This window comes from Burkholderia sp. 22PA0099, assembly GCF_047497165.1.
In the GTDB taxonomy this organism is placed as follows: domain Bacteria; phylum Pseudomonadota; class Gammaproteobacteria; order Burkholderiales; family Burkholderiaceae; genus Burkholderia.
This window is the reverse complement of record NZ_CP163165.1, coordinates 754,953-771,044: the sequence shown is the minus strand read 5'-3', so window position 1 is coordinate 771,044 and position 16,092 is coordinate 754,953. Positions and strand designations below refer to the sequence as shown.

Below are 16,092 nucleotides of genomic sequence, written 5' to 3'. Positions count from 1 at the left end.
CGTTATCGTCGATCGCCTGCGACGCGTTCAGTCGAACTGACGGAAATCGGGCTTGCGCTTCTCGAAGAACGCGCTGATCGCCTCGCGCGCTTCCGGCCCGCGCAGCATCTCGCCGAAATGGCGCGCTTCCTCGTCCATGCGCTGCGCCACCTCGATCGAGCTGCCGGTGCGCTTGATCAGCGCCTTGGTCACGCGCAACGACGAAGCCGGCAACGCCGCCAGCTTCGCGGCCTGCCGCGCCGCGAACGCGTCGAGTTCGGCGGCCGGCAGCACGCGATTGACGATGCCGATGCGGTGCGCTTCGAGCGCGTCGAACGGCTCGCCGAGCATCAGCTTCTCGGCGGCGATCTGATGGCCCGTCAGGCGCGTCAGCAGCAGGCTCGACGCCGCTTCCGGGCACAGCCCCAACTGCGTGAACGGCAGCGACAGCTTGGCCGTATCGGCCGCGTACACCAGATCGCAATGCAGCAGCATCGTCACGCCCACGCCCACCGCGATGCCCGGCACCGCCGCGACGATCGGCTTGGCCGCCGTGCTGATCCGGTCCAGGAACTGGAACACCGGCGCGTCGGGTGTGTTCGGCGGCGACTTCATGAAATCCTCGAGGTCGTTGCCGGCGCTGAAATTGCCGTCGCTGCCGCGAATCAGGATCACGCGCACCGCGCTGTCGTCCTGCGCGCCGGCCAGCGCATCGGCCATCGCCTGATACATCGCCGCCGTGATCGCGTTCTTCTTCGCGGGGCGCGCGATCGTGATCGTCAGGACGCCGTCCGCGACGTCGGTCTGGATATCCATCTCACCGTCTCCTCGTATCTCGTGCGTAAAAATCTCGTGCGTAAAAAAGCGGTGCGCGAGCGTTTGCCCGCGCACCGCCGTGATCGGCTGCGAAGCCCGCTTACAGCCGTTCGATGATGCCGGCGGCACCCATGCCGGTGCCGACGCACATCGTGACCATCCCGTACTTCAGGTTGCGGCGGCGCAGCGCGTGCACCACGGTGGCCGCGCGGATCGCGCCGGTCGCGCCGAGCGGGTGGCCCAGTGCGATCGCGCCGCCCATCGGGTTGACCTTCGACGGATCGAGGCCCAGGTCGCGGATCACGGCCAGCGATTGCGCCGCGAACGCCTCGTTCAGTTCGATCCAGTCGAGATCGTCCTGTTTGAGGCCGGCGGCCTTCAGCGCGGCCGGAATCGCTTCCTTCGGGCCGATGCCCATGATTTCCGGCGGCACGCCGCGCACTGCGAAGCTGACGAAGCGCGCCAGCGGCGTCAGGTTGAATTCCTTGAGCACCTTCTCCGACACGACGATCAGCGCACCGGCGCCGTCCGACGTCTGCGAGCTGTTGCCGGCCGTGACCGAACCCTTGTTGGCGAACACGGTGCGCAGCTTGGCCAGGCCTTCCGGCGAGGTGTCGGCGCGCGGGCCTTCGTCGAGCTTGAGCTCGCGCGTCAGCACGTCGATTTCACCGGTGGAGAGGTTCGGGAAACGCTCGGTGATGAGGTACGGCGCGATCTCGTCGCCGAACTCGCCGGCCTGCTGCGCGGCGAACGCCTTGCGGTGCGATTCGACCGAGAACGCGTCCTGATCCTCGCGGCTCACCTTCCACTGCTCGGCCACGCGCTCGGCCGTCAGGCCCATGCCGTAGGCGATGCCGACATCCTCGTTGCGATCGAAGATGTGCGGCGACAGCGACGGCTTGTTGCCCATCATCGGCACCATGCTCATCGATTCGCAGCCGCCTGCGATCAGCGCGTCGGATTCGCCCACGCGAATCCGGTCTGCCGCCATCGCCAGCGCGGTGATGCCCGATGCGCAGAAGCGGTTGACGGTCACGCCGCCGACCGTGTTCGGCAGGCCGGCCAGCAGCGCACCCATGCGCGCCACGTTCAGGCCCTGCTCGGCTTCGGGGATCGCGCAGCCGATGATGGCATCCTCGATCAGCTTGGTATCGAGGCCGGGCACCTGGGCGACGGCCGCCTTGATCGCATGCACCAGCAACTCGTCGGGGCGCGTGTTCTTGAACGCGCCGCGCGGGGCCTTGCCGATCGGCGTGCGGCTCGCGGCGACAATATAGGCGTCTTGCAGTTGTTTGCTCATTTGAAGCTCCTTAGGTCGCTCAGTTACGCACCGGCTTGCCGGTCTGCAACATGCCCATGATCCGTTCCTGCGTCTTCTGCGTGCCGAGCAGTTCGACGAAGGCGCGGCGCTCCAGCGCGAGCAGCCATTCCTCGTCCACCGTGCTGCCGGCTTCGACGTCGCCGCCGCACACCGCTTCCGCGATGCGGCTGGCGATGCGGTAGTCGTGCTCGCTGATGAAGCGGCCGTCGCGCATGTTGACGAGCTGCGCCTTGATGGTCGAGATCGCCGAGCGGCCCGCCACCGGAATTTCACGGGCCTTCAGTGGCGCGCGGTAGCCGGCATCGGCCAGCGCGCGCGCTTCCTTGCGCGCCACGTCGAGCAGTTCGAACACGTTGAACACGATGGTGTCCGACGGCTTCACGTAGCCCATCGCACGCGCATCGTGCGCCGAGGCCGACACCTTCGCCATCGCCGCGTTCTCGAACGACTTGGTGACGAACTTCAGGATGTCGGTGGTGGCACCGGCCGCCGTGGCGGCTTCGGCCGCACGCAGCGCCGCTTCCTTGAGGCCGCCGCCCGCCGGCACCAGGCCCACGCCCACTTCCACCAGGCCGACGTAGCTCTCGACGTGCACCACGCGCTTGGCGCTGTGCAGCATCAGCTCGCAACCGCCGCCGAGCGCGATGCCCGACACGGCCACCACCACCGGCACGTTCGCGTACTTCACGCGCAGCATGCCTTCCTGGAACTTCTTCACGAACGGCTCGATGCCCTTCGCGCCGCCCATCATGAACGCGGGCATCGCCTCCTCGAGATTCGCACCCGCGGAGAACGGGCCGCCCGGCGTGCCGAGCTTCAGCGAGGTCGGCTGCCAGATCACCACGGCCTTGTAGTCCTTCTCGGCCAGCTCGATCGCCTGCACCAGCCCGTCGATCACGCCCGGGCCGATGGTGTTCATCTTCGACTTGAACGAGACGATCACCACGTCGTCCTGGCCGGCGCGCTCGTCCACCCAGGCACGCACCGAATCGGTTTCGATCAGCGTCTTGCCCCACGTTTTCGGATCGCGTCCGGCCTCTCCGATCAGCGGTGCGCGGAACACCTGGCGCTCATACACGGGCAGCGTCGAGCGCGGCACGAATTTGCCGGCGGCCGGCGACCACGAGCCTTCGTCGGTATGCACGCCGCCCTTCTCGGCCACCGCGCCTTCGAGCACCCACGACGGCAGCGGCACGTTGGCGAGCGCCTTGCCGGCTGCGATGTCTTCCTGCACCCATTCGGCGATCTGCTTCCAGCCGGCCGCCTGCCAGCCTTCGAACGGGCCCTCGCTCCAGCCGAAGCCCCAGCGGATCGCGAGGTCGACGTCGCGCGCGTTGTCCGCGATCGATTCGAGGTGATAGCCGATGTAATGGAACACGTCGCGGAACACCGACCACAGGAACTGCGCCTGCGGATGTGTGGACTCGCGCAGCAGCTTCAGGCGCTCGGCCGGCGGGCGCTTGAGGATGCGGCCCACGGTTTCGTCGGCCTTCGCGCCGCCGTCCACGTAGCTGCCCGATTTCGGATCGAGCACCTTGATCGCCTTGCCTTCCTTCTTGTAGAAGCCCGCGCCCGTCTTCTGACCGAGCGCACCCTGCTTGACCAGTTCGGCGAGCACCGGCGGCGTTTCGTACACGGGGAAGAACGGATCGTCGGCGAGGTTGTCCTGCATCGTCTTGATGACGTGCGCCATCGTGTCGAGGCCCACCACGTCGGCGGTGCGGAACGTGGCCGACTTGGCGCGGCCCAGGCGCGCGCCGGTCAGGTCGTCCACTTCGTCGAAGCGCAGGCCGAACTTGGCGGCCTCGGTGATCACCGCCAGGATCGAGAAGATGCCGACGCGGTTCGCGATGAAGTTCGGCGTGTCCTTGGCGTGCACCACGCCCTTGCCGACCACGCTGGTCAGGAAGGTTTCGAGCTGGTCGAGGATCTCGGGCCGCGTGTGGGCGGTCGGGATCAGTTCGACGAGGTGCATGTAGCGCGGCGGATTGAAGAAGTGCACGCCGCAGAAGCGGGCCTTCAGCTCGTCGGCAAAGCCATCCGACAGCGCGGTGATCGACAGGCCCGAGGTGTTCGACGCGAAGATCGCGTTCGGCCCGAGGTGCGGCGCAACCTTCTTGTAGAGGTCGTGCTTCCAGTCCATGCGCTCGGCGATGGCCTCGATCACGAGATCGCACTCCGCGAGCTTGGCGATGTCGTCTTCGTAGTTGGCCGGTTCGAGGTATTTCGCGTCGTCCTTCACACCGAACGGCGCGGGCGACAGCTTCTTGAGATTCTCGATCGCCTTCAGCGCGATGCCGTTCTTCGGGCCTTCCTTGGCCGGCAGATCGAACAGCAGCACCGGGACGCGCGCGTTGACGAGATGCGCGGCGATCTGCGCGCCCATCACGCCGGCGCCGAGCACGGCGACCTTGCGAATGATGAAATTGCTCACGGGATTCCTCCGGATGGAAACGCGCGTCGTGCCCGGCGGGCTTGGAGTCGGACGACGCGGCGTATGAGAGTGCGAGGTGCGCCCATGGCGGCGGCGCATGACTTGCGCCGCCGCCATGGGCCGGGCATCAGAACAGCGCTTCGTCGACTTCCATCAGCGTCTTCGAGCCGGCGCGCGCGGCGCGGATCGTGGCCGCCGTTTCGGGCAGCAGACGCGCGAAGTAGAAGCGCGCCGTGGCCAGCTTCGACTTGTAGAACGGATCGCCCGACGCTTCCTTGTCGAGCGCGAGACGCGCCATGCGCGCCCAGAAGTACGAGAACACCAGGTGGCCGGCCGTACGCAGGTAGGGCACCGCGGCGGCACCGACTTCGTCGGGGTTCTGCATCGCCTTCATGCCGATTTCCATGGTGAGCTTCTGCAGCTTTTCACCGATGTCGGCGAGCGGATTGACGAACTCGGCCATTTCCGGCTTGACGCCTTCGGCTTCGACGAACTCGGCGACGATCGCACCGAACTTCTTCAGCTTCGCGCCCATGTCGCCGAGCACCTTGCGGCCCAGCAGGTCGAGCGCCTGAATCGAGTTGGTGCCTTCGTAGATCATGTTGATGCGGGCGTCGCGCACGTACTGCTCCATGCCCCACTCGGCGATGAAGCCGTGGCCGCCGTAGATCTGCATGCCGTGGTTGGTGCACTCGAACGCGTTGTCGGTCAGGAACGCCTTGATGATCGGCGTGAGCAGCGCGACCAGATCGGCGGCTTCCTTGCGGGCCGCTTCGTCGCCGTGCGACAGCTCCTTGTCGATCTGCAGCGCCGACCAGTACGTGAAGGCGCGCGCGCCTTCGGCGTAGGCCTTCTGCGTGAGCAGCATGCGGCGCACGTCCGGGTGGACGATGATCGGGTCGGCCGCCTTCTCGGGCGCCTTCGGGCCGGTCAGCGAACGCATCTGCAGGCGTTCCTTCGCGTAGGTCAGCGAGTTCTGATAGGCGATTTCGGTCAGGCCCAGGCCCTGCATGCCCACGCCGAGGCGCGCCGCGTTCATCATCACGAACATCGCGTTGAGGCCCTTGTTCGGCTCGCCGACGAGCCAGCCCTTCGCGTTGTCGAGGTTCATCACGCAGGTGGCGTTGCCGTGAATGCCCATCTTGTGCTCGATCGAGCCGCACTTGATGCCGTTGCGCTCGCCCGGTTCGCCCGATGCATCGGGGATGAACTTCGGCACGATGAACAACGAGATGCCCTTGGTGCCCTGGGGGGCGTCCGGCAGGCGCGCCAGCACGAGGTGGACGATGTTCTTCGACATGTCGTGCTCGCCGCTCGAAATGAAGATTTTCGTGCCGGAGATCACGTAGGCGCCGTCGCTGGTGGGTTCGGCCTTCGAGCGCAGGATGCCGAGATCGGTGCCGCAATGCGGCTCGGTCAGGCACATCGTGCCGGTCCATTCGCCCGAGACGAGTTTCGGCAGGTATTGCTGCTGGAGTTCGGGGGCGCCGTGCGCATGCAGGCATTCGTAGGCGCCGTGCGACAGGCCGGGGTACATGGTCCAGGCCTGGTTCGCGGAATTCATCATTTCGTAGAGCGCGTTGTTCACGAACGCCGGCAAGCCCTGGCCGCCGTAGTCCGGATCGCAACCGAGCGCGGGCCAGCCCGCCTCGATGTACTGCGCGTACGCTTCCTTGAAGCCGGTCGGTGTCTTGACCACGCCGTCGCCTTCATATTTGCAGCCTTCGCGGTCGCCCACCTGGTTGAGCGGGAACAGCACCTCGGCGCAGAACTTGCCGGCCTCTTCGAGCACCTGATTGATGGTGTCCGCGTCGAGATCCGCGTGTTTCGGCATCTGCTTCAGTTCGGCTTCGACGTTCAGCAACTCGTGCAGCACGAATTGCATGTCGCGCAGCGGGGCAACGTACTGTCCCATGACTCTCTCCAAAGATAGGGCAATGGCTCGAGCCTCGCGCGGCGTCACTGCGCCGCTACCGGCTCTCGCTCTGATACGAAACGATCGTCTTTTCCAGCGCGGCCCAAGTCAGGCGAACACCGTCCGGCAGATGCAGGAAACGGGCGTCGTGATGCAGGCCGAGCGTGAAGCTGTACAACTCGAAGAGCATCACGTCCGGATCGGTATCCGGGCGCAGATGGCCTTCGTCCTTCGCCTGCGAAATCGCGCGCAGCAGCGCCGCACGCCAGGCCGTCACGCTCGCGATCAACTGCTCGCGCACCGGGCTGTCCGGCCGGTCGTCGTACTCCACCGCGCCGCTGATGTAGATGCATCCGGTCGTCACTTCCTGGATGCGCTTCTCGATCCAGCGGGCCAGCATCGCACGCAGACGCGGCAGGCCACGCGGCTCGCGCAGGCTCGGAAAGAACACCTCGCTCTCGAAGCGGCGGTGATACTCGCGCACGACCTCCACCTGCAGGTCCTCGCGCGATCCGAAATGCGCGAACACGCCGCTCTTGCTCATCTGCATGCGCTCGGCCAACAGGCCGATCGTCAGACCTTCCAGCCCGTCACGGCTGGCGAGGTCCAAAGCTGCTTCGAGTATCGCGGCACGCGTCTGTTCGCCTTTTCGCATAAGCTTGATGTCTAAACCGTTCACGGGTGATCCAGAAAATCGAACGGCCGTACTATTATTGAGTGCGGCCGTCGTTCAAACAAGGAATTAATTAGAAACCGGTGTCTAACCGCCCGGCTATTGTTGTCAGGTTCGGGCGCAACCGGAAGCAGGGCTTGTCCGCCCCTGCCGGGGGCTTGCCGACAGCCGCATTACAAGCCGCCCGTCACGCAACGAACGGGCCTGGCGGCGGCGCGATGGCCGGCTGGCGGCTAGTCGTAGCTGCCCACCGTCAGCAGCTTCATCGACCAGCGGTACGCGTTGTACGCCAGCCAGTTCAACATCCGCTCGCCCACCGGGCGCGCCGCAAATCGGGCCGGATCGATTTCGCGACCGTCGGCAAAGGCCGCATCGATCGCCTCGCGCAGCGCACGAATCTCGTCGTCGTGCTTCACCAGCACCACGTTCGCTTCGTTGTTGAGCATCAGGCTCAATGCATCGAGATTCGACGAACCGACCGTGGCCCAGTTGTCGTCGACCACCGCCACCTTGCCGTGCAGCATGGTCTTGTCGTACTCGGCCACCCGCACGCCGGCGCGCAACAACGCATGATAAAGGAACGGCACCGCGGTATCGAGCGCGGCAAATTCCTTGCGCCCGATCAGCACGCGCACCTCGATGCCGCGCCGCGCCGCATTGGTCAGCGCCCGGCGCAGCTTGCGGCCGGGCATGAAATACGGGTTCGCCAGCACCACCGATTGCCGCGCACGGCCGATCGCGGCGAGGTAGGCCTTCTCGATCGCGCGCCGGTTCAGCACGTTGTCGCGCGCCACGAACGCGACGCTCGGCTCGGTGATATGGCGCAGCGCCCCCGCCTTGATCCAGCGGTGGCTGCGCATCCAGCGCCGGAAGCGCGCCGCGAACGCCTCGCTGGTCACCACCGGCGGCGCGTATTGCGCGTAGCGCTTGTGGCCCATCCGCACGCGATACCACTGCACCTCGAACGCGGCGCGAATGTCGGCCACGGCCGGCCCGGCCAGCTCCACGGCGAAATCCCAGCGCGCGAACGGCAGCGTCTCGCCGTTCTGGTCGAAATCGTCGACGATATTGATGCCGCCGCAGAACACGTAGGCATCGTCGACGCAGGCCAGCTTGCGGTGCGTCCGCGAGAAGCCGAAGCGGCCGAACAGGTAACGGTTGTAGATCCGGTGCTCGATGCCGGCCTCGGCCCATTGCTCGAACAGCGGCAGACGCGCCGTGCCGATGCCGTCGGTGATCACGCGCACGTGCACGCCGCGCGCGGCGGCGCGCAGCAGCGCGTCGGACACCAGGCGGCCGGCAGGATCGTCGCAAAAGATATAGGTTTCGAGCAGTACCGACTGCGAGGCGGCATCGATACGGCGCACCAGCAGCGGGAAAAACTCCGCGCCCCCCGTGCAGAGCGTGACGGTGTTGCCGGAGGAAAACGCGAGCCGCGACGACGAGCCGCGCTCCTGCAGGAACAGGTCCCGCAACTGGGCCAGACGCAGCCGCTGGCTGCCGCTCATGCCTCGCGCGCCGCGAGACGCTCGGGCAACTGCAGGATCGCTTCGGCGTTGGATGGCGAGTAGCAGCGCTCGGCCGCCTCGCGATACGGCAGCCAGACGTAATCGGTGTGCTCGCGCGGCGACAGCGTGACGGCAATCCCGGCCGGCACTTCGAGGCTGAACCAGTGCTCGGTGTTGCGCGTGACGCCCGGCGCGTAGCGGTGGAGATAGTGCGGATAGATCGCGTAGTCGATCTGGTGGCGCCAGTCGTAAAGCGCCTCGGCCGGCACGGCGGCGCTGCCGACCACGATGCCCGTCTCCTCGCCTACCTCGCGCGCGGCGGTGGCGCCAAGCGGTTCGTCGAGCCAGTCTTTCGCGCCTGTCACCGACTGCCAGAAACCGGGTTGATCGGCGCGCTTGATGATCAGCACGTCGAGCGCGGCGGTGTGGATCACGACCAGAACGGATTCGGGGATTTTTGGCGGCTTCGTCATGACTTGCGGGGCTTCGGCCAACGCGCGTCGAGTACGGGCGGCGGCCAGGCGGGGGCTTCGGAACCGGCAGACTGTACCGCAAAACGGTGGCCGCCGCGTGTCGAACCAGCGGCGCGGCGGGCAGGCGCTTGCCGCATCGCAAGGCGGCGGTGCGGGCGTGTAGGCATCGGCAAGCCGCGGATCTGAAGCACCCTGCCCGATTGCGAGGCCGTTCGGGCGTCCGTCTCTTCAGCCGGTCACGCACTCACCGATGCACTCGATCAGGCGCGCGGCACGACCGTCAGCAGCACCGTCAGCGTGACGATCGATGCGATCGTCGAGATCAGGATCGTGCGCGAGGTCACCTGCGGCTCGCGACGGTAGAACTCGGCCAACATGAACGGCCCCGTGCCGGTCGGCAGCGCCGCCAGCACCACCGACATCGACACCATCACCGGCGGCAGATCGAACACGCGCGCGGCTAGCCACCAAGTCAGCGCCGGCTGCCTCACCAGCTTGATCACGGTCAGCAGCAAGGCGTCGGGCAGCACGCCGTGCGCGGGACGCTTCTCGGCGAGGAACAGCCCGAGGCTCACCAGCGCGCACGGGCTGGCCGCGCCGCCGAGCAACTTGAGGAACGTCTCGACGCTGGCCGGCGGCACGACATGCGCGGCCGACACGAGCGCGCCGACGATCGGCGAAACGATCAGCGGATTGCGGCCGAGCGAACCGAGCACCTTCAGCGCGAGCCGGTGCGGCGCGCGCTCGCTTTGCAGGCCCACCTCGATCAGCACGATCGCAAAGCCGAACAACACGCAGGCAACGATGATCGTGGCGATCGTGGTCGGCATCAGGCTGGCCGGACCGAACACCAGCAGGCACAGAGGAAAGCCGATGTAGCCGGTGTTCGGATAGGCGGCCGCGATCGCGTCGACGCTGGCGTCGGCGAGCGGCCGGCCGCGCCAGAGCCGCACCGCCAGCACCACGAGGAACAAAGCCGCGCAGGCAATCGAGAACGCGGCGATGAAGCGTGGCTGGTCGAGCTGCGCCCAGGTCGCATGCGCCATCACGTCGAACAGCAGCGCCGGCAGCGCGAGCCAGACGACGAAGCGGTTCAATTCCGACGCGGCGGTCGGGCCGAGCAGGCCGCGCCGACGGCACAGGAAGCCGGCGAGAATCAACGCAAAGATGGGAAGCAGGATGGGCAGCGTGGCGAACACGGCAAGACTCGACGAGATAAACGAAAACTGGCCGGCACACAACGCGACACGGGCACACGACGGCACCCGGCGGGCCGGAAAGCCGCGAGGGTAACTCGCCAACTTGATACAATCCAATGCGATTTTTAGGTCGATTCCATACCTTTTCTGCATCGTGATCGATATCAAGCCGCTTCGTTACTTCGTCGTGCTCGCCGAGACCGGCCATTTCGGCCGCGCCGCGACACGGCTGAACCTGTCGCAGCCACCGCTGTCGCGCCAGATCGCGGCGCTCGAAGCCTCGCTGGGCGTCACGCTGGTCGAGCGCGGGCCGCGCGGCGTCACGCTGACGCCGGCCGGTGAGCGCTTCCGCGACGACGCGAAGGCAATCCTCGCGTCGATCGAGCGCGCCGCGCATCACGCGCGCGCCGCCGCCTCGGGCGCGGCCGGCAAGCTGACGATCGGCTTCACGATGTGCGCCGCCTACAGCGTGGTGCCGCGCTACGCGCGCGAATTCGGCGCGGCCTGGCCCGAGGTGGCGCTGCACCTGCGCGAAACCGTCTCGAACGATCTGGCCGAACAGGTGCTGAACGGTCATATCGATGCCGCCATCCTGTTTCCCGGCTCGCCGCTCGCGGGCCTCGAACAGCGCACGGTGGTGACCGAACCGCTGTGCGTCGCGCTGTCGCGTGACCATCCGCGCGCCCGGGCGCGCAAGCTGCGGATCGCCGAACTCGCCGACGAGCCGTTCGTGGCGGCCGTCGAGATCGTGTCGCCCACGCTGCGGGCGGCGATCGTCGATCATTGCCGGCAACTGGGTGGCTTCGAGCCGAACATCCGCCTCGAAGTGCAGTTGCAGCAGACCGTGCTGGGGCTGGTGGACGAAGGCGTGGGCGTGGCGCTGGTGCCGGCCTCGATGCAGCGCGCGCAATGGGCCGGCGTGGTGTTCCGCCCGCTCGTCGACGCGCCGACCATCGAGCAGGCGCTGGTGTGGTCGCCGTCGAACCGCAACCCGTGCCTCGCACGCTTTCTCGCGCTCGCCTGAGCGCCCGCACCCTGCCCGCAGCAATCGGCGAGGACGATCGGCGGCAGCAATAAAAAACCCTGCCGGCGTTGCCACCGGCAGGGTTTTTGTCTTGCGGCGCCGCGCTTCACGCGGCGCACGGCACTCAGGCCTTCGGCTGTTCCGGCTGGCGCAGACGGATATGCAGTTCCTTCAGTTGACGCTCGTCGACCGGGCTCGGCGCCTGCGTCAGCAGATCCTGCGCGCGCTGGGTCTTCGGGAACGCGATCACGTCGCGGATCGAATCGGCGCCGGCCATCATCGTGACGATGCGGTCCAGGCCGAACGCGATACCGCCATGCGGCGGCGCGCCGTATTGCAGCGCGTCGAGCAGGAAGCCGAACTTCGCCTGCGCTTCTTCCGGGCCGATCTTCAGTGCGCGGAACACCTTGCTCTGCACGGCTTCCTGGAAGATCCGCACCGAACCGCCGCCGATTTCCCAGCCGTTCAGCACCATGTCGTAGGCCTTCGCCAGGCAGCGGCCCGGGTCGGTTTCGAGGTATTCGAGGTGCTCGTCCTTCGGGCTCGTGAACGGGTGGTGAGCGGCCACGTAGCGCGCGTCGTCCTCGTCGTACTCGAACATCGGGAAATCGACCACCCACAGCGGCTTCCAGCCCGATTCGACGAGGCCGTTGGCCTTGCCGAATTCCGAATGGCCGATCTTCAGGCGCAGTGCGCCGAGGCTGTCGTTGACGACCTTCGCGCGGTCGGCCGCAAAGAAGATGATGTCGCCGTCTTGCGCGCCGGTGCGCTCGAGGATCGCGGCAATCGAGGCGTCGTGCAGGTTCTTGACGATCGGGCTTTGCAGGCCATCGCGACCCTTGGCCTTTTCATTGACCTTGATCCAGGCCAGGCCCTTCGCGCCGTAGATGCGCACGAATTCGGTATAGCCGTCGATGTCGCCGCGCGTCAGTTCGCTGCCCTTCGGCACGCGCAGCGCCGCGACGCGGCCGTCCTTCGTGTTGGCCGGTGCGCTGAACACCTTGAACTCGACGTCCTTCATCGCGTCGGTCAGCTCGGTGAATTCGAGCTTCACGCGCAGGTCCGGCTTGTCCGAGCCGAAACGCGCCATCGCTTCCGAATACGGCATGACCGGGAACGTGGCGGCCAGTTCGGCGCCGATCGTCGTCTTGAAGACGTGACGGATCATTTCCTCGAACAGATCGCGGATTTCCTGCTCGCCGAGGAACGAGGTTTCGCAGTCGATCTGCGTGAACTCGGGTTGGCGGTCGGCACGGAGGTCTTCGTCGCGGAAACACTTGGTGATCTGGTAGTAACGATCGAAGTTCGCGACCATCAGCAACTGCTTGAACAACTGCGGCGACTGCGGCAGCGCAAAGAACTGGCCGGCGTTGGTACGCGACGGCACCAGGTAGTCGCGCGCGCCTTCCGGCGTGCTCTTGGTCAGCATCGGCGTTTCGATGTCGATGAAGCCTTGCGCGTCGAGGTACTTGCGCACTTCGATCGCCACGCGGTAGCGCAAGCGCAGGTTGTTCTGCATGTGCGGGCGGCGCAGGTCGAGCACGCGATGCGTCAGGCGCGTGGTTTCCGACAGGTTGTCGTCGTCGAGCTGGAACGGCGGCGTGATCGACGGGTTCAGCACCGTCAGTTCCTGGCACAGCACCTCGATCTTGCCGCTCTTGAGGCCGGCGTTGATCGTGCCGTCCGGACGGCCGCGCACGAGGCCCTTGATCTGAATACAGAACTCGTTGCGCACGCCTTCGGCCGCCGCGAACATCTCCGCGCGATCCGGATCGCACACCACCTGCACGAGGCCTTCGCGATCGCGCAGGTCGATGAAGATCACACCGCCGTGATCGCGGCGGCGATGCACCCAGCCGCACAGCGACACGGTTTGACCCAGCAGGTGTTCGGTCACGAGACCGCAGTATTCAGTTCGCATCGACATGATGTTTGCTTTCGTTCGGTTTGATCAACGGGGCGCAACGCGCGCCCGGGCATTACAGCGGAGGTTCGACGGGCGGACGCGCGGGTGCGGGCACGGGCACCGACGGCGCGACGACACCCATCGAGACGATGTACTTCAGCGCGGCGTCGACCGACATGTCGAGTTCGACGACTTCGCTTTTCGGCACCATCAGGAAGAAGCCGGACGTGGGGTTCGGCGTGGTCGGCACGTAGACGCTCACGTACTCTTCCTTCAGGTGATTGACCACGTCGCCGCCCGGCGCACCGGTCAGAAACGCGATCGTGTAGGAGCCGCGCCGCGGGTACTCGATCAGCAGCGCCTTGCGGAACGCATTGCCGCTGCTCGACAGCAGCGTGTCCGACACCTGCTTGACGCTGGTGTAGATCGGCCCGACCACCGGGATGTGACGCACCACGGCGTTCCACCAGGTGACGAGCTTCTGGCCGATGAAGTTCTGCGTGGCCAGACCGACGACGAAGATGAAAGCCAGCGTCAGCACCGCGCCGATGCCCGGCAGATGGAAGCCCAGCAGGCGCTCGGGTTGCCACGATTCCGGCAGCAGCAGCAGCGTCTGATCCATGATGCCGATCACCGACCCGAGCACCCACAGCGTGATCGCGAGCGGGACGAGGACCAGCAGGCCGGTCAGGAATACGGTTTTGAGGGTCGTCTTCTTCATCATCTGCCGTCAGGTAAAGCGCGCCGCTGCCGGCACGAACTGGCCGCCGCCCGCGCCGGGCGGCGGATGATCAGGTGTCGCTGGAGGCAGCCGGCGCGGCGCTGGCCGGGGCCGCGCTCGCGGCCGCGGAGGGCGCTGCCGCGGCGGGCGCCGCAGCAGGAGCCGCCGCGCCATCGGCCGGCTTGGCCGCCTCGCTGCTGCCCGACGACTCGCCGCTTGCCGCGCCGGCAGCCGGCGCGCTGGCGCCGCCCGAGCCGCCCCGGAAGTCGGTCACGTACCAGCCCGAACCCTTCAATTGGAAGCCGGCGGCCGTGACCTGCTTGCGGAAAGCATCCTTCCCGCACTCAGGGCACACGGACAACGGCGCGTCGCTCATCTTCTGGAGCACGTCCTTCGCGAAACCGCACGCATCGCAACGGTAGGCGTAAATCGGCATGATCTTTTCCCGCGGAAACTAGAAACGTCTTGCAAAACCTTGAATTATATCCGAAAGCCCGGATCGCTCCGTGGCATCGGACGCCGTGCCGGCCGCGCGTCAGGCGCCGGCCGCCAGCAGAATCAGCACGCGTGCAGCGATCGCGCCAACGCCCACTGCGATGCCGAACACGAGCAGCGCCTGCAACAGCCGGTTGGTGCGCTTCTGCTCGAGCAGGATCTGCTGCATCAGTTCGTCATTGGCCGAGCGCGGCGAGTCGTGCCGCTCGGACAGCGCGTGGTGGATCAGGCGCGGCAATTGCGGCAGCGTCTTGCTCCACTGCGGCGCCTCGACCTTGAAGCGCTCGTACCAGCCGCGCAGCCCGATCTGCTCGGTCATCCAGCGCTCCAGATACGGCTTCGCAGTCTTCCAGAGATCGAGTTCCGGGTCCAGCGAGCGGCCCAGGCCCTCGACGTTCAGCATGGTTTTCTGCAGCAGCACCAATTGCGGCTGGATCTCGACGTTGAAGCGGCGCGAGGTGGAGAACAGGCGCATCAGCACCTGGCCGAGCGAGATGTCCTTCAGCGCGCGATCGAAATACGGCTCGCAGACGGCGCGAATCGCGCTTTCCAGCTCCTCGACGCGCGTATTGGGCGGCACCCAGCCCGATTCGAGATGCAACGTGGCGACACGGTGATAGTCGCGCTTGAAGAACGCGAGGAAATTCTGCGCGAGGTAGTTCTTGTCGAAATCGGACAGCGCGCCAACGATGCCGAAATCGAGCGCGATGTACCGCCCGAGCTGCTTCGGATCGAGGCTCACGAAGATGTTGCCCGGGTGCATGTCGGCGTGGAAAAAGCCGTCGCGGAACACCTGCGTGAAGAAGATCTCCACGCCTTCGCGCGCCAGCTTCGGAATATCGACGCCGGCCGCGCGCAGCACCTCGACCTGGCTGATCGGCACGCCGTTCATGCGCTCCATCACGAGCACCGAGTTCGAGCTGTAATCCCAGAACATCTCGGGCACCAGCAACAGGTCGAGCCCGGCGAAATTGCGGCGCAACTGGCTGCCGTTGGCGGCCTCGCGCATCAGGTCGAGTTCGTCGTGCAGGTACTTGTCGAATTCGGCCACCACCTCGCGCGGCTTGAGACGCCGGCCATCGGGCCAGAGCCGTTCGGCCCAGATCGCGATGTCGCGCAGCAGCGCCATGTCGGAATCGATCACCGGCAGCATGTTCGGCCGCAGCACCTTGACGGCCACTTCCTTGCCGGCGTGCTCGCCTTCCTTCAGCTTGGCGAAATGGACCTGGGCGATCGACGCGCTCGCGATCGGCACCGGATCGAATTCGTCGAACACCGCGCTGATCGGCGCGCCGAGCGATTTCTCGACCAGCGACATGGCCAGCGCCGAATCGAACGGCGGCACCTGATCCTGCAGCCGCGCCAGCTCGATCGCGAAATCGGGCGGCAGCAGGTCGCGCCGCGTGGACAGCACCTGCCCGAACTTGACGAAGATCGGCCCGAGGCTTTCGAGCGCGTGGCGCAGGCGCACCGCGGGCGGGTCGGAGAAGCGGCGGCCGATGGTGGTGATGCGCAACAGCAGCTTGACGCGGCGATCGTCGATGCGCGACAGCATGACCTCGTCGAGACCGAAACGGATCAGCGTGTAGACGATTTTGATGAAACGAAAAATGCGCATGCGTGACGGT

The 16,092-nt window shown here is 66.4% G+C and carries 13 protein-coding genes; 1 reads left to right on the top strand and 12 read right to left on the bottom strand.

Annotation, left to right across the window (positions count from 1 at the left end):
• Positions 1-27: 27 nt before the first annotated feature.
• The 8 genes from AB4851_RS18725 to AB4851_RS18690 all read right to left on the bottom strand — a co-directional run bounded on the left by AB4851_RS18725 (position 28) and on the right by AB4851_RS18690 (position 10,318).
• Positions 28-795: an enoyl-CoA hydratase gene (locus tag AB4851_RS18725; RefSeq protein ID WP_414451004.1), complete on the bottom strand. Its 768-nt coding sequence runs from the start codon at positions 793-795 to the stop codon at positions 28-30.
• A 100-nt stretch (positions 796-895) separates the two neighbouring features.
• Positions 896-2,095, bottom strand: a complete 1,200-nt coding sequence (locus AB4851_RS18720; protein ID WP_414443059.1) for an acetyl-CoA C-acyltransferase — start codon at positions 2,093-2,095, stop codon at positions 896-898.
• 19 nt (positions 2,096-2,114) lie between these two features.
• On the bottom strand, positions 2,115-4,550 hold the full coding sequence (locus AB4851_RS18715; protein WP_414451003.1) for a 3-hydroxyacyl-CoA dehydrogenase/enoyl-CoA hydratase family protein: 2,436 nt from the start codon (positions 4,548-4,550) through the stop codon (positions 2,115-2,117).
• 127 nt (positions 4,551-4,677) lie between these two features.
• Positions 4,678-6,465 carry an acyl-CoA dehydrogenase C-terminal domain-containing protein gene (locus AB4851_RS18710; RefSeq protein ID WP_414443061.1) on the bottom strand — a complete coding sequence of 596 codons (1,788 nt, stop codon included), beginning with the start codon at positions 6,463-6,465 and terminating at the stop codon, positions 4,678-4,680.
• Between the two features lie 55 nt (positions 6,466-6,520).
• On the bottom strand, positions 6,521-7,120 hold the full coding sequence (locus AB4851_RS18705; protein WP_013699351.1) for a TetR/AcrR family transcriptional regulator: 600 nt from the start codon (positions 7,118-7,120) through the stop codon (positions 6,521-6,523).
• 251 nt (positions 7,121-7,371) lie between these two features.
• Entirely contained in the window at positions 7,372-8,646 is a 1,275-nt protein-coding gene (gene clsB / locus AB4851_RS18700; protein WP_414443063.1) for a cardiolipin synthase ClsB, read from the bottom strand.
• A complete protein-coding gene (gene nudB / locus AB4851_RS18695) occupies positions 8,643-9,119 on the bottom strand; it encodes a dihydroneopterin triphosphate diphosphatase (RefSeq protein ID WP_414443064.1) in 477 nt (158 codons plus the stop codon). Before nudB ends, clsB begins: the two co-directional genes overlap by 4 nt.
• A 260-nt stretch (positions 9,120-9,379) precedes the next feature.
• Entirely contained in the window at positions 9,380-10,318 is a 939-nt protein-coding gene (locus AB4851_RS18690; protein WP_414451002.1) for an AEC family transporter, read from the bottom strand.
• Positions 10,319-10,472: 154 nt separating this feature from the next.
• Here AB4851_RS18690 and AB4851_RS18685 point away from each other — a divergent pair, with 154 nt between their 5' ends.
• Positions 10,473-11,342 (top strand): LysR family transcriptional regulator, encoded by an 870-nt coding sequence (locus AB4851_RS18685; RefSeq protein ID WP_414451001.1) that lies wholly within the window; start codon positions 10,473-10,475, stop codon positions 11,340-11,342.
• A 124-nt stretch (positions 11,343-11,466) separates the two neighbouring features.
• Here the strand turns inward: AB4851_RS18685 and aspS are convergent, their stop codons facing one another.
• The 4 genes from aspS to ubiB form a co-directional block, all read right to left on the bottom strand.
• The gene (gene aspS, locus AB4851_RS18680) at positions 11,467-13,269 is read right to left on the bottom strand and encodes an aspartate--tRNA ligase (protein WP_414451000.1); all 1,803 of its coding nucleotides are present in this window, start codon (positions 13,267-13,269) and stop codon (positions 11,467-11,469) included.
• 52 nt (positions 13,270-13,321) lie between these two features.
• On the bottom strand, positions 13,322-13,972 hold the full coding sequence (locus AB4851_RS18675; RefSeq protein ID WP_414450999.1) for a DUF502 domain-containing protein: 651 nt from the start codon (positions 13,970-13,972) through the stop codon (positions 13,322-13,324).
• A gap of 67 nt (positions 13,973-14,039) precedes the next feature.
• Entirely contained in the window at positions 14,040-14,405 is a 366-nt protein-coding gene (locus tag AB4851_RS18670; RefSeq protein WP_414450998.1) for an FmdB family zinc ribbon protein, read from the bottom strand.
• 99 nt (positions 14,406-14,504) lie between these two features.
• Entirely contained in the window at positions 14,505-16,082 is a 1,578-nt protein-coding gene (gene ubiB / locus AB4851_RS18665; protein WP_414443070.1) for a ubiquinone biosynthesis regulatory protein kinase UbiB, read from the bottom strand.
• Positions 16,083-16,092 lie beyond the last annotated feature (10 nt).